Source organism: [Clostridium] saccharolyticum WM1 (assembly GCF_000144625.1).
GTDB lineage: Bacteria > Bacillota > Clostridia > Lachnospirales > Lachnospiraceae > Lacrimispora > Lacrimispora saccharolytica.
The window spans coordinates 851,655-865,914 of sequence record NC_014376.1 but is presented as its reverse complement, the minus strand read 5'-3'; the positions used below and the strand labels follow the sequence as shown (position 1 = coordinate 865,914).

The window sequence follows — 14,260 nt, the reverse complement described above, 5'->3', positions numbered from 1 at the left end:
CTAACGGTTTTCGTTTAAAACTTTTATCGCTTCTCCAAGCTGGTTGTCTTCCCCATGCTCTATTTTGATCTTGGTTTTTAGATTCTCATTTAATTCAACTGCAACATCCGGTTCCAGACCTTTCCCATGGAGATCAAAACCGCTGGGCGTATAGTAATGGGCAACCGTCATCTTAATGGCCGTACCATGATCAAGAGGAAACAGAGTCTGAACAATTCCCTTTCCAAAGGTTTTTGTTCCCACCAGTTTTGCCTTGTCATAAGCCTTCAGAGCTCCTGAAAATACCTCGGAAGCGCTGGCAGACTGGCCGTTGACCAAAACAGCAATCGGTACATCTATTTTATGGCCGTCAGAAGCGTAATACTGCTCCCCTTCTCCATATTTATCCGCCATATAAACAAGAAGTGTTTTATTCTTTTTGGTTCTTACCAGATCAGGATCTCCTTCAATTACCAAATCATCAGGAAGAATGTAATCCAGCATGGAAACCACCGCATCTACTACTCCGCCCGGATTATTTCTTAAATCCACGATCATTTTTTCCATGCCCTGTTTTTCCAGATCATCAATGGCGCTCTTAAACTGGCCTGCCGTAACCGTATCAAACTGGCTGACCGATATATAGCCGATATTATCTGCCAGCATTTCATGCTCCACAGTAGGAACCGTAATCTGGCGCCGCTCCATGGTCATATCAATGTACGCCCCTGTGTCAGTACGAAGGACTGTAACCGTTACCGGTGTTCCTTCCGCCCCCTTGATGTGGTCCTTTACCACCAGCTCTAAATCCATACCGGTGACTTCCTCATCGCCTACCTTATAGATTAAGTCTCCGGGCAGCATACCTGCCTCAGCCCCAGGCGTACCTTCAAAAACCTTGGTAACTGTTATGATTCCGGTAGCAGCACTTTGGCTGACCATGACTCCGATACCGCAATATTCTCCGGCCGTATCCTCCATCAGCTTCTCATATTCGTCTGCAGTATAGTATACGGTATAAGGGTCCTCTAATCCATACAGCATTCCCTTATAGATCCAGTCTTCCACATTTTTCGTATTCTCATTAAAGAGATAGTACTTATCAATCACGCTCTGGATCGTCTGGATTTTATTCACGATCCGGTTCATATCCAGGTTGCCATCCTGGTTCTCTGCCTGGGCGGATTCCGCTGCCTGACCCTTTCCGTCTATGGCTGCTCTGCCAATCAGAAAGATTCCCAAAGACATCCCTACAATAACAAGACCTGCCAATGTGGTCAGAAGCGCCCCTACCAGGGCGCCTTTCCAAAATTTATTCTTACTTTCCACTGTTATTCTCCTATCTAGCTCTTTATGGGCTTGCGTATTTCACCGGATTATTATAGCTGCCATCTTCCCTGATCCAAAAACGAAGAACTGGACCTGGAGAATATCCGGCAGAGCCCACGTATGCAATTACCTGCCCCTGCCACACTTCCAGCCTCACACCTTTCGCCGGGAGCAGTGCATATAAACGGCACAATCATCTTTCCAACGGGAATTTATGATGTATGCCGGCAGAATAACTGTATGTAGATGTGGCTGCTGTTCCCGGAAAGGGGAATGGGATACCGCCGGCTTTTAAATCATGGCTGTCAGCGGACAGAACCATATAAAATTAATATTCCCCATAGCAACCGTATTATACGTTTTCCGGGTTTCTTCGCTAATTCCGAGCCTTTTCTTCTTTCTTCCGGATTTCCTGCCGTCATCACCTTTTGCCGGCTTTCCGGGCAGAAATGTTTTTCAGCTTCATGCGTTCTGAATGGCCCTGGTGTGTTTTCCCTAACTGGAAAGCTTGGATTTTCCTGTAGCGGATCTTGCTCCCCGGCATTTTTCTATCATATGCTGCAATACTGCCGTGATATGCCCCACAGGAAAAAACAGGTATCATATCATAAAGCCCGGTTCTTTACCTTAAACTTTCAAGTGCTTCCGTATGGTAAAGAAGCTTACAAAAAATCCGATCCCAACGCCTAGAGCCAGCGCAGTTGCCGCCATATAGGGAAATATGGCTTCCACCGGAAGGAACTGAAACAGCCCGGATAAGATGCTGAACTTTGTGATCACATATCCAACCGCGGACCGGTATAAAAAATAAATAGATATCAGAGGAATGCAGGCACCCACCAGTCCGATGATAACTCCTTCCACCACAAAGGGGGCCCGGATCATATAGTTGGTGGCGCCAATTAATTTCATGATCTCGTTTTCACTCTTCCGGAAGGCCGCTGCCACGGAAATGGTATTGCTGATCAGGAATATGGCCACAGCCAATAAAACACCGATGATCAGCATGGAGAGAACTCCGATCACTTTGCTTAAGCTGTTCATTCCTTCTGCTGCTGTCTTGGAATAATTCACCCTCCTGACACCGTCAATACTCTTCAGCCAGTTCACAACCTGATCCTGATCCACTAAGTCCTTTAAAAATATGGTATAAGAAGCTAAATTGGCCAGCGGGTTATCCTCCTCAAATCCTTCTGCAAGGTCCTGCATATCCCCGAAGTATTCCTGCTTAAATTCCTCCCATGCCTCCTCCGCCGAAGTGTATGTCACTTCCTTTACATCGTCTCTGGCTTTGATCTTATTTCCGATTTCCTTGATCTTATTCGCGTCCAGCCCCTCATCAAAAAACACCGTGATTCCCACTGTGCCTTCCGTATTCTTAATCACATGTTGCACGTTAATAACAATAGAAAAAAACAGGCAGAACAAAAAAATGCAGGCGGAAACCGTTGCAATGGACGCCAGGGAAAACAAAATGTTCCTGCATATATTATTTACCCCTTGTTTCAGGCAATACCAAAACGTACTAATTCTCATATGTATAACCGCCTTTTTTCTCGTCACTTATGATGGTTCCACGGTCCATCACAACCACCCGTTTTTTCATCCGGTCTACGATCTCCTGGCTATGGGTGACAACAATCACCGTTGTTCCCAGCTTATTTACCTCATTTAATAGCTTCATGATCTCCATGGAGTTGTGTCCATCCAGGTTTCCGGTAGGTTCATCTGCCAACAGAATTTCAGGACGGTTAATTAAAGCCCTGGCAATGGCGACACGCTGCTGCTCACCACCGGACAACTGCTGAGGAAAAAACTTGTATTTTGAAGAAAGTCCCACCATCTTAAGCATGGCGGGAACCGACTCTTTTATGCTCCTGGTGGATGCGCCGATCACCCGCTGTGCAAAAGCTACGTTTTCGTAAACATTCCGGTCCTTTAACAGCCGGAAATCCTGGAAAACCATTCCAAGCTTCCGCCTGTATTTGGGAATAAACGCTCTGGGCATCTTGCTTAAATTCATATCATTCACAATAATTTTGCCGGAGGTTGGCTCCACTTCCTTTAACAGCATTTTTAAAAGAGTGGATTTGCCCGAACCGCTGCGGCCAATGATGAACACGAATTCCCCATCCTCAATGGTCATGCTGACATTGCGCAGCGCCTTGTTTCCGGCCTCATATGTTTTGCTTACATTCCAAAGTTCAATCATTTCAGTCCTCTAAATTTTGTGCTTTGATTACTTTTGCTTTTGGGAGGGAATAAAACCTCAATTCCGCTTCGCTCCATCTTGGTATACGTTCTTCGCCCTATGAAAAGAGTCAGCAATGCAACTGCTTTTGCATTCGGGCAAACGCAGTTGCATTCCTGCCTCTTTTCTACGGTTCCTTGCCAGTGTTAATAGTCCTGGTTCTCCATGTATTTCATGTATTTTACTACCATTAAGGCTATCTTAAAGGTGATGGCGTCTTCAAAGACACGAAGATCCAGGCCGGTGCTCTTCTGGAGCTTGTCCAGACGATAAACAAGGGTGTTTCTGTGAATATAAAGCTGTCTGGATGTCTCAGATACATTTAAGCTGTTCTCAAAGAATTTATTAATGGTCGTAAGAGTTTCCTCATCAAAATCATCAGGAGATTTACCATCGAAAATCTCTTTGATGAACATGCGGCATAAAGGCAGGGGAAGCTGATAAATCAGACGTCCGATTCCCAGTTTGCTATAAGCAACCACATTCTTATTGCTGTAGAAAATCTTGCCTACATCCATGGCCATTTTGGCTTCCTTATAAGATCTGGAAACCTCTTTGATCTCACTTACAATGGTACCAAAAGCCACATGGACCTGAGTCATGGCTTCCGTATTGAGCATGTCCAGAACCGTATTGGCAGTTTTCTCTAAATCCTCGTAAGTTTCGCCTTCCTTTACCTCTTTTACAAGAATAATATTCTTCTCATCAACGGCGGTAACGAAATCCTTGGTCTTTGCGGCAAACAAATTGCGCACTGTTTCTAATGCATTCACATCTTTTTCATGCTGGGTTTCAATGATGAATACGACTCTCTTGATGTTTGTCTCAATATGAAGCTTTTTCGCCCGATTATAGATATCCACCAAAAGCAGGTTGTCAAGCAATAAGTTCTTAATGAAGTTATCCTTGTCAAATCTCTCTTTATAAGCAACCAGCAGGCTCTGGATCTGGAAAGCAGCCAGTTTGCCCACCATATAAACATCATCGCTTCCTCCCTTTGCGAGAAGAATGTATTCCAGCTGGTGTTCATCTAACACTTTAAAAAACTGATATCCCTGGATCACCTGGCTGTCGGCCGGAGAATCCACGAACGCCAGGATTGAACTTTCATAATCTTCCGCATCAGGAAATGTGGTTGCCAGTACCTTTCCTTCTGTATCACAAATACACAGATCAATTCTCGTAATCCCTTTTAATCCTTCAATGGTTGTTTGAAGTATTTGATTCGAAATCATGGCATATTCTCCTTTTTCGTAAATTTACCTTATTATATATTAATGCAAAAATAAAAAAAAAGCAAGCGGGTAGGAGAACCGCTTGCTTAAAATTTCATAAATTTTAGTTTAAAACAACGATTTCTGTATCTTTATCGAACACATGGATCTTTGTTAAGTCAAGAGCCAGCTGAATGGTATCGCCAGGTCTTGCAGTTGTACGAGGATTTACTCTTGCCGTAAAGTTTACATCTTCCACATCAAAGTATAAGTAAACTTCCGCACCTAATAATTCGTAAACTCTGATGGTAGCATCAATGACACTTGCAGGAGAAGATGCGAGGAACGCTTCCTCATCATGTAAATCTTCCGGACGAATACCTAAGACAACCGTCTTTCCAATATAACCTGCATCCTCTAACTTTTTCGCTTTTCCTTCTGGAAGGGCAATGGTATTTCCGCCGAATGTTAAAGTAACATCGCTTCCCTTCTTAGCTACCGTCGCTTCGATCAGGTTCATCTGAGGAGCTCCGATAAATCCGGCAACGAATTTGTTACCTGGCTTATCGTATAAGTTCTGAGGAGAGTCAACCTGCTGGATCACTCCATCCTTCATTACTACAATTCTGGTACCAAGGGTCATAGCCTCTGTCTGGTCATGGGTTACGTAGATGATGGTTGCCTGCAGTCTCTGATGAAGCTTGGAGATCTCAATACGCATCTGGCCTCTCAGTTTTGCATCAAGGTTGGATAACGGCTCATCCATCAGGAAGACCTTTGGATTACGAACAATAGCACGTCCCATGGCAACACGCTGTCTTTGTCCACCGGATAAAGCCTTTGGCTTACGGTCTAATAAATGCTCAAGATCAAGGATTCTTGCAGCTTCATGAACCAGCTTATCAATCTCGTCCTTTGGGGTCTTTCTCAGTTTCAGACCAAACGCCATGTTATCGAATACGGTCATATGAGGATACAAAGCGTAGTTCTGGAACACCATTGCGATGTCTCTGTCCTTAGGCTCTACATCATTCATTAATTTACCATCAATGTAAAGTTCACCAGAAGAAATGTCTTCCAGACCTGCAATCATACGAAGGGTTGTGGACTTTCCACATCCGGATGGTCCTACGAAAATGACAAATTCCTTATCAGCAATTTCCAGATTAAAATCTTTCACTGCTTCAAATCCGTTAGGATATCTCTTGACGATGTTTTTCAGTGATAAACTAGCCATCTTACTAATCCTCCTAAAATAAAGTGTTTATTCTCTGATCCGAACCAACAGCCTCCATAGCTGCGGCCCCCTGTTTCTGAAACAATCATACATGAATTGTTTTTCTTTTACCATATTGTTATTTACCAAAATCCATTTCGGCCTTTTGGCTAATTTGTATAACGGGTTTAAAAAATGATTGAAACGTCAAAATATCAAGAGAATCGTTCTGTTATTTCTGTCTATATTCGATAGGCTATGGATTTTACCCCTGTGTTTTAGTCACAAACCACAAGACGGCACCAATAATTTTGGCACCGTCTTGTAAATTATATCTGTTGTTTTATTGCTTTTTCACAAGAACGTTCAACCATTTTACATCAGAATGACCAGAACGAACATCCTCTGTTTCCCAAAGCTTTACGATCTCAAACCTGCCGTTATCTCTTAAAACTTCCGAAATGGAATCTGCGGTAAAGTCGCAGAAATACCGTTTTCCTCTGAATCCTTCAAAGTCTCCCAGTTTAAAAGACATATAAAGAATTCCCTTATCATTTAAGGCCCTTGCTATCTTTGTAAGAATGTCAGACAGTTCCTTTTTCGGAATATGAAGTAAGGATGCGCATGCCCAGATTCCATCAAACACATTGTCAAAATCCATTTGTTCAAATGTCATCTGAAGTACTTCCAGGCCGGTATGGATCTCTGCCAGCTTACACATCTCTTCTGATGCATCAAGCGGCGTCACATCATATCCCAGTTCATAGAATGTCAGGCTGTCTCTGCCTGATCCGCATCCTAAATCCAGAATCGTATCGCCTTCTTCCAGAAGATCCAGAAATTCTTTCATGATCCCTGTCATATCCTGGTTCACTGTTTCTTCAAATTCCTTTGCCGCATACTTATTATAATAGTCTATCGAGTCCAAAATAATCCTCCTGTTATCCTTTTTACCCGTTATTTGATTCTTTCGATTTTACTTTCTGTTATCCTGATTTTTCCTTCTTTCAGAAGGTGGCCTATTGCTCTCTTAAATGCATTCTTGCTCATGGAAAACTCCCGTTTGATGACTTCCGGCTCTGCCTTATCGGTAAAGGGCAGGCTGCCGTCAAACTGCGTTTCTATGATTTCAAGAACCTTGCCCGAATCCGCATCCATCTGGATATAAGCCTTCTGTCTGGGGCTTAAATCCAGTTTCCCATCTTCTCTTACCTTGGTAACCCTGGCCGTCACTTCATCACCTTCCCGGTAATTTTCAAACACCTCTTTCCGGGGAATCAGCCCATAAAACCTGTGATCGACAGCCACAAAGGCTCCCAGGTTCTCATTGATTTCGTAAATGATCCCGGTTACCTGGTCATCCTTCTTATAGGGCGACTGATTGCTCATATAAGAATACACCCTCATGGTAGCGGCCAGACGTTTGCTTTTATCAATGTACAGGGCCACCAGCACCTTCTCTCCCGGCCGAACCTTATGGGTCTGTTCCTTAAAAGGAAGAAGCAGATCCTTCTCAAGTCCCATGTCGAGAAATGCACCGATTTTACCCACTTCTTTCACTTGTAGTACTGCGGTTTCATTTACCTGAAGCTTCGGCGCCGCTGTGGTGGCTATGAGCCGGTCTTCGGAATCCTTATAGATAAATACTGTGATCCTGTCACCGGGTCCGGTCCCTTCCGGCACCTGTTTTTTAGGCAGGAGCACGGAAACCTGACTTTCAGCCTCCTCGCCCACATACACACCGAACTCCTTGACCCTCTGTACCATCAGGGTCTGCATCTTTCCTAATTCAATCATGTTACATCCTCTCTGTTGTTCCCCGCAGCCAGATGACTGCGTAAGCTGCTCCCCGTTCATCACACAGGGAAACCGTATAACCTTCCTCTGTCCGGCTCACACGGGGATAAATTACATCTCCAAAGACTGCCGCCTTTTTATATTCCACTCTCAGTTCGGAAACTTCCATTTCATCCGGAAGTACCTCTCTGGCAATCTCTACATACTGAGCATTATTGACATGGTGGTTCGTGTCAATATGATGCTTTCCAACAATAACCGGCTCTGTGTTCTCATATTCCACCGGCAATTGGATCTTACGGGATGCATAGTCCATGGGAAGCTGTTTTTCTACGCCGCTTCCATAACCCCGAATGTCTTCCGGTTCAATTTTCACAGGACGCCCCTTTTCCGTATCAAACAGAAACCATACGGAATTAGCCCTTACAAGATACCTACCGGCCTGATCACATAGGGTAAAATTCCGGTATCCGTAAAACCCCTTAAAGTCATAGGGCCAGGTACCCACTACGATCTCCTCCCCCAGCACGGGATAACGGTCCACCACGATCTGCCAGGAGGAAAGCCACCAGGCCTTATGCCGGTCCGTTAAGTAGGAAAGTCCAAGGCCGATATCCTCAGACTGAAACGTAGAGCAATCCTGCAGATAATTCATGATACCTGTTAATGTCAGTTTTCCGCATTCATCTGTTTCACTGTAACGGACCCTGCTGCCAAATGTATACATTTCACACCTCTCATCAAAATTATATAACATTATAAAGCATTTTCAAGCTCTTGTCCAGATAAACCCGAAAGAACCCTGTGACCGTTTTCGGAGAAATTCTATCAAAAAGAAAAGTTTTAACAAGAACTTAACAATCTGCAATGCAAAAAACGGAACCCCATGAGGTTCCGTTTTCAGACTGGGCTACAAGGATTCGAACCTTGAAAATGACGGAGTCAGAGTCCGTTGCCTTACCATTTGGCGATAGCCCATCAATACAACAAGAGGAATTATACAAGATTTTTCTTCAATAGTCAAGTCTTTTTTATTTTGATTTTTTCTGTTGTAAAATATACTCCCCTGATAGCAAACTGTTTTTAATCTTCAAACTGTCTGCTACAGGAGATTCTATGTAATGGAGCTTATACGGCGTATTTTCAGCGTCATTCCTTATCCGGTTGGCAGAAGAATTTTCACTCGTAGATTTTTTTTCAAAAATCTTTTCTATTACGAAGAAGTAGCCGGTTCGGGAGCAATCGCCGGCGGTATAATAAAAGGAATAAACACGGGGATACATGATGAAACATACCATGACTGTGCGGAACGTGCAATGAATGCAATTTGCAAAAACACAGGGGCAGATGGCACCGTCTTAAATGATTCCGCAGGAACCGGAATGGGCTATGATGCAGATCATTATAAAACTATCATCATTCGTCCCATGGCCTGCGGACAGTCATTGGATGATTTCGCTTTTCGAAGCATTGAAATAAATATCTAAACAGAAACAAAAAACCAGTAATTACAAGATTTTTCTTGTGATTACTGGTTTATCTTATAACTGGGCTACAAGGATTCGAACCTTGAAATGACGGAGTCAGAGTCCGTTGCCTTACCATTTGGCGATAGCCCATCAGTGCAACGAATGTATTATACTATAGCTTTTCATCGCGGTCAAGCATTTTTTTACATTTTAAAAAGATATTTCCAAAAACAGGGGTTCAGGAAGAGCTGCCCGCTTTCGTTGGCTCTTCCTGAATTTTTGTTGTGGGAATTTCTTCCTGAGAGGGGGGTTTTCCGGTTTCCGTTACATTTTTCGCTGTCTCAGACGGACCTTCACTGGAAGAATCCGTCTGCCCCGTTTGTTTCGTCTCTTCACTCTCTTCTTCCGGTATCTCCGGATCTGCATTTCCATCTCCGATCACAGGTGTCTCAAAAACTCCCTTAACCGTTGTCTGCTTTCCGATTTTAGGAGAAATGCCGCCCAGGGTAAAGGTATATTCCATCCCCCCCAGCAGCCCTGTTACATGTATCTCACAGGAATAGGAATCCGTATCCCCCACCTTGGCGGAATAAGTATTCCCATCTCCATCGTTTACTGATACCGTAGGATTTTTCCATTTTACTTTGGTTTTAAAATTTACCATGACAACGCCGTTGTCATAGTCCACATAATCGATCTTAATCTTTTCCGTTGATACAACTTCTTCCCCTGAGGTAGTTTCCTCTGCCGCAGCAGTCGCAGTCGTAGCCGGCTGGGTCTGGGAAGAGGATACCGGAGTCTGGGATTCCGTAACCGTAGTCTCAGTCACGGATTCTTCCGCAGCGGAACTCTCCTCAGAGGACTTAATTGCCGGAGTTGTGGGGACCTGAGTTGTTTGGGCATGGCTGGTTTCCTGGGATATATCTGTCTTTCCTCCAATGGCATAAGAACGTTCTGCAATGACCTGTGCGATCTCCTCCATGGTAAGGGGAGCCAGCTCCTTCATGTCATCCATGGTAAGGGAAGCGTTCTGCTGGATCAGTTCCCTTAAAAAATAAGCTTTTCCATAAGATATCTTATATTCCTCTGCCAGCCCTTTTACCTCTTCCTCTTCCATGACCTGCTGGTCATACACCACAGCCTTCAGCTGGTTTTGCTCCAGCGTATTCTGGATGTCGTTTACCACCGCAAAGCGCAGACTGGAGGCCTTGCTGATGCTGTCATTGGATACAGTAACCAGGATGGCATTGTCCAATTCACTTAAGTACCCATGGGTAACCATAGAACCGATCACGGCATTAACCGCCGTATTTAAATCCACACCCTTTAAATCCATATCCTGCATGAAGCTCTCCGCATCCTCGTTAAGGGCCTTTGCCGTAAGGACCTTATTTCTTTTATTCACGGATAATTCCACGCTTGGATTTACATCGATTCCAATGACTGAATCCACTTTTCCATTCTGGTAAGTATAAGTTCCTCCGGCAAGAGCGATCATGCAAAAGCATGCTGCCACCAGAGTTGCAAAAACCCTGCGCCTTAAGAAGAAAACGGAACGGGGTTCCTTCTCTGCCTTTATCTGAGGCATACTCAAGTCGATCCGATCCAGAACATTAGGAGTTAAGTTCCCGGCTGCAGATTTTAAGCAGGCTTCAATCTGTCGTCTATTTAATTGTCTGCGATCTAATTCAGCCATATCAAAGCCTACTCCTCTCTCAAGTAATTTTCCAATTTCTTCATGGCACGGTTATATCTGGAAAGGGCTGTAGCCAAAGGAATCTTAAGGCTGGCGGCAATCTCTCTGTGTTTCATGCCTCCCGAGGTATGAAGGAGAACGATCTCCCTTTCCTCTTCCTTAAGAATCTGCAAAGCGGCAAGAAGCACCATCTTATCAGCCGCCATTTCAATTTCCGGGCAGACTTCTCCTGTTTCTGCCCCGGTTAAATCCTCCAGCGTAACATCCGAATCATGTTTTTGTTCCCGGAATTTCATATAGCATAAATTCCGTGCAATGGTAAACATCCATGCCAAAGGCTTTCCCTGGGATTTATAGCCCGACGCAGAAGTCCATATCTTAAGATATACCTCCTGCATAATCTCCTCTGCATCCTGGGGGTGCCTTACAATGGACAGAATAAAACTGTATATTGTCCGGTCCGTATTCTGATATAGCTGCCGAAAGGCCTCCTGATCCCCAACCGCAACTCTTCCAAGAAGCTCTTCATCGCTCATACGGCCGTAATCATCAGGCCTGCCAAGGCTCATCAATCCCATAAACAACATGGATCAGATTTCCTTTCTACTAAGTTAATGCGGAATACTGTCATCTTATTGCATAAACTGGAAAATTTTTATTACCTTATTTTTCCACCCCAAAACCGCTTTCCGCCGTTATGACCAGACAGCACCGCTTGTCTATTTCAGTTACCTTTTTCGTGACTTCTTCCTTTAGCCAATCCGTCTTTTTCTTATCATATTCCCTGGGTACCACCAGATCAAAAATCAGGTTGATCTGGTTGCTTCCTTCCACCATTCGAAAGTCGTGGAACGAAATCCTGGAGTCAATTTCCTGCAGAACATTTTCCAGCATGCATCCAAATTCCATGACCCTGGAATCCTTTGTCTCCACCGGATCCATATGGATTACCAGAAAGATACCAAACTTTTTTACTGCTTCCCTTTCAATGGCATCAATAATCTCATGGGACACTTCGATATTAACATCGTTCGGCACTTCCGCATGAATGGAAGCCATGCTTCTGGAGGGACCGTAATTGTGAACGATCAGATCGTGACTCCCCTTGATCCCGTCGTAGCTTTCCACAAATTCCGTGATCTCATCATAGAGCTTCGGATCAATGGGCTCTCCGATCAGGGGCGTTAACGTATCCTTAGCAATTTTTACTCCTGCCCACATAACAATGACAGAGACCGCAATTCCTATGATTCCGTCAATGTTAAGCCTCCAGATGCCGTAAACCAGGATCGACAGAATGGTAGCGGAAGTCGTGATCACGTCTCCTAAAGAATCTGCCGCTGTGGCCTTTAAAACCGCAGAGTGTATCCGTTTTCCCAGGTGATTGTTAAATAAAGCCATCCAAAGCTTTACACAAACCGAAAGCAGTAAAATTGCCACAGACACCGCCTGAAAAGTCATCTCTTCCGGATGAATGATTTTCTCTATGGAGGACTTTAAGAAGGAAAAGCCAACCTGAATGACCAAAAAGGCTACGATAAAGGCGGAAATGTACTCCACTCTTCCATGGCCGAAGGGATGGTCTTCATCCGCCGGCTTTCCTGCCATTTTCACCCCTACAAACCCCACAATGGAAGAAGCGGCATCAGAAAGATTATTAAAGGCATCTGCCATGACAGAGACACTGTTAATCAGCATTCCTGTAAAAAGCTTGGCGCAAAACAGCACCACATTGCAGCAGATTCCCACAATGCTTGCCATTAAACCGTAACGGGTCCGCACCTGGGTATCTTCTGTATTTTCATAATCTTTTACAAATCTCCGAATTAAAAATTCTGTCATAGTACTCCTTTAACGGCTTATATCCCATATTTCACACGTTATAACGGACCTGTTCAAGAAAAAGTCCTTCCGGCGGTGCTGTAAACCCTGCTTGATTCCGGTCCTTTGCCTCCAGAATTCCTTTCATGTCCTCCGCCTTACGCTGTCCTAATCCAACCTCAATCAGCGTACCCGTTATAATCCTGACCATATTATATAAAAAGCCGTTTCCCGTATACCGTATCAGAAGCCGGCTGCCCTGTTGTTCGAATTCAATTTCTTTTAAAACCCTGACTGTGGATTTTTTCATTTTCCGGTTGGAACAGAAGCTTTTAAAATCATGTTCTCCCGTGAGATAGGCGGAGGCCCGTTCCATGGCTTCTACATTAAGAGACTTATACAAACCGTAAATATATTTTCTTTCAAACACCTGCTTCCTTTCCCCCATCTCGATCCGGTACAGATACGTTTTTTCCTGGGCATTTAAGCGGCTGTGAAAGCGTTCTTTGGCAGGTTCCAATGTAATGACACGGATATCCTCCGGAAGGTACTGGTTTAAATACTCCTGTATTTCCTTGCTGGCCATCTTTCCATCCATGTGAAAATTAGCCACCTGAGCCAGTGCATGAACACCTGCATCCGTACGTCCCGAGCCGTGGACTTCCACTGCCTGTCCGGTCATACGCTCTAAAACCTGTTCTATTTTTCCCTGTATGGTCTGTTCCGTATTTCCCTGCTTCTGCCAGCCATCATAACGGCTTCCGTCATATTCCAGAACCATTCGATAATTTTTTATCATGCTTATACTCCGTTCTAATATACCGGGACAATAAAGCGGCAGCAAAAAGTCCAAAAGCCACTCCCCCGCAATCCAGCCACACATCAGAGATCTGCCCCGAACGTCCTCTCACCATTAACTGAATGGTTTCATCCACAAAAGGCACCATAAATCCTGCTGTCAACCGGATAAAATATTTTCTTTCTTTCGGGAATCCATAAGCCCCTACGCATCCGTACAGCAAAATCCCCAATAAGGTGTATTCTGAAAAATGTCCTGTTTTTCGGATGAAATGCTCCGTCAGCCATCCGGTGCTGATCCCCATGGACACAAATGATTCCTGAGCCATACGAAGCACCCAGCCGCTGTCTGCCGATGAGACCTCTGCCGGCTTCATGGAATTGGAAAATATGAACAGGACATAAAGCAGGGTCACTGCTGTCCAGATCCGTTTCTTTTTCATCGCCGTTTCCTCAAAATTCTGCTGTTCTCTGCCATTTCGACAGCATTTGGAACGCCTACGCCAAGAAAGGTGCCTTCTCCAAATCGGTCCTTTCTCTCTGAAATATGCGTGGGTCTTCTTTGCTTTCTGTCTTTTGTAATTTATCATAATTTCGTCTATTATAGTACAACAGCCGTTATAATACAAGGACAGACATTGAAAAAATCCCCAAAAACGGCTTAAAACCGCATATTTGGGGAAATTTGTC

Annotated in this window: 14 protein-coding genes and 2 tRNA genes; 1 reads left to right on the top strand and 15 read right to left on the bottom strand. The window is 44.2% G+C overall.

Translation table 11 applies throughout. The annotated features are described in order from the left end of the window. The 9 genes from CLOSA_RS04135 to CLOSA_RS04090 form a co-directional block, all read right to left on the bottom strand. Complete coding sequence (locus CLOSA_RS04135; RefSeq protein WP_013271516.1) at positions 1–1,308, bottom strand: S41 family peptidase; 1,308 nt, start codon at positions 1,306–1,308, stop codon at positions 1–3. A 627-nt stretch (positions 1,309–1,935) separates the two neighbouring features. Further along, positions 1,936–2,844 (bottom strand): permease-like cell division protein FtsX, encoded by a 909-nt coding sequence (gene ftsX, locus CLOSA_RS04125; RefSeq protein WP_013271515.1) that lies wholly within the window; start codon positions 2,842–2,844, stop codon positions 1,936–1,938. Next, entirely contained in the window at positions 2,834–3,520 is a 687-nt protein-coding gene (ftsE, locus tag CLOSA_RS04120) for a cell division ATP-binding protein FtsE (protein WP_013271514.1), read from the bottom strand. Before ftsE ends, ftsX begins: the two co-directional genes overlap by 11 nt. Before the next feature lie 185 nt (positions 3,521–3,705). Further along, entirely contained in the window at positions 3,706–4,794 is a 1,089-nt protein-coding gene (locus CLOSA_RS04115) for a PucR family transcriptional regulator (protein ID WP_013271513.1), read from the bottom strand. A 103-nt stretch (positions 4,795–4,897) separates the two neighbouring features. Further along, positions 4,898–6,010: an ABC transporter ATP-binding protein gene (locus CLOSA_RS04110; protein WP_013271512.1), complete on the bottom strand. Its 1,113-nt coding sequence runs from the start codon at positions 6,008–6,010 to the stop codon at positions 4,898–4,900. Positions 6,011–6,332: 322 nt separating this feature from the next. Beyond that, entirely contained in the window at positions 6,333–6,917 is a 585-nt protein-coding gene (locus CLOSA_RS04105) for a class I SAM-dependent methyltransferase (protein ID WP_013271511.1), read from the bottom strand. 29 nt (positions 6,918–6,946) lie between these two features. Beyond that, complete coding sequence (locus tag CLOSA_RS04100; RefSeq protein WP_013271510.1) at positions 6,947–7,786, bottom strand: CvfB family protein; 840 nt, start codon at positions 7,784–7,786, stop codon at positions 6,947–6,949. 1 nt (position 7,787) lies between these two features. Then, a complete protein-coding gene (locus CLOSA_RS04095; RefSeq protein ID WP_013271509.1) occupies positions 7,788–8,513 on the bottom strand; it encodes an acyl-[acyl-carrier-protein] thioesterase in 726 nt (241 codons plus the stop codon). Positions 8,514–8,691: 178 nt separating this feature from the next. After that, a tRNA-Gln gene (locus tag CLOSA_RS04090) sits at positions 8,692–8,764 on the bottom strand. Between the two features lie 143 nt (positions 8,765–8,907). On the opposite strand from CLOSA_RS04090, the gene CLOSA_RS04085 reads away from it, so the two are divergent. After that, positions 8,908–9,273, top strand: a complete 366-nt coding sequence (locus tag CLOSA_RS04085) for a glycoside hydrolase family 88 protein (protein ID WP_041708455.1) — start codon at positions 8,908–8,910, stop codon at positions 9,271–9,273. Positions 9,274–9,333: 60 nt separating this feature from the next. On the opposite strand, the gene CLOSA_RS04080 is transcribed toward CLOSA_RS04085, so the two are convergent. From CLOSA_RS04080 to CLOSA_RS04055, 6 genes are all read right to left on the bottom strand, one after another. Further along, a tRNA-Gln gene (locus CLOSA_RS04080) sits at positions 9,334–9,405 on the bottom strand. Between the two features lie 88 nt (positions 9,406–9,493). Beyond that, on the bottom strand, positions 9,494–10,951 hold the full coding sequence (locus tag CLOSA_RS04075; RefSeq protein WP_013271508.1) for an anti-sigma-I factor RsgI family protein: 1,458 nt from the start codon (positions 10,949–10,951) through the stop codon (positions 9,494–9,496). Between the two features lie 8 nt (positions 10,952–10,959). Continuing rightward, a complete protein-coding gene (locus CLOSA_RS04070; RefSeq protein WP_013271507.1) occupies positions 10,960–11,538 on the bottom strand; it encodes an RNA polymerase sigma factor in 579 nt (192 codons plus the stop codon). Positions 11,539–11,614: 76 nt separating this feature from the next. Beyond that, a complete protein-coding gene (locus CLOSA_RS04065; protein WP_013271506.1) occupies positions 11,615–12,793 on the bottom strand; it encodes a cation diffusion facilitator family transporter in 1,179 nt (392 codons plus the stop codon). 31 nt (positions 12,794–12,824) lie between these two features. Further along, complete coding sequence (gene truA / locus CLOSA_RS04060; RefSeq protein WP_013271505.1) at positions 12,825–13,571, bottom strand: tRNA pseudouridine(38-40) synthase TruA; 747 nt, start codon at positions 13,569–13,571, stop codon at positions 12,825–12,827. Beyond that, a complete protein-coding gene (locus tag CLOSA_RS04055; RefSeq protein ID WP_013271504.1) occupies positions 13,537–14,013 on the bottom strand; it encodes a VanZ family protein in 477 nt (158 codons plus the stop codon). Before CLOSA_RS04055 ends, truA begins: the two co-directional genes overlap by 35 nt. Positions 14,014–14,260: the final 247 nt, after the last annotated feature.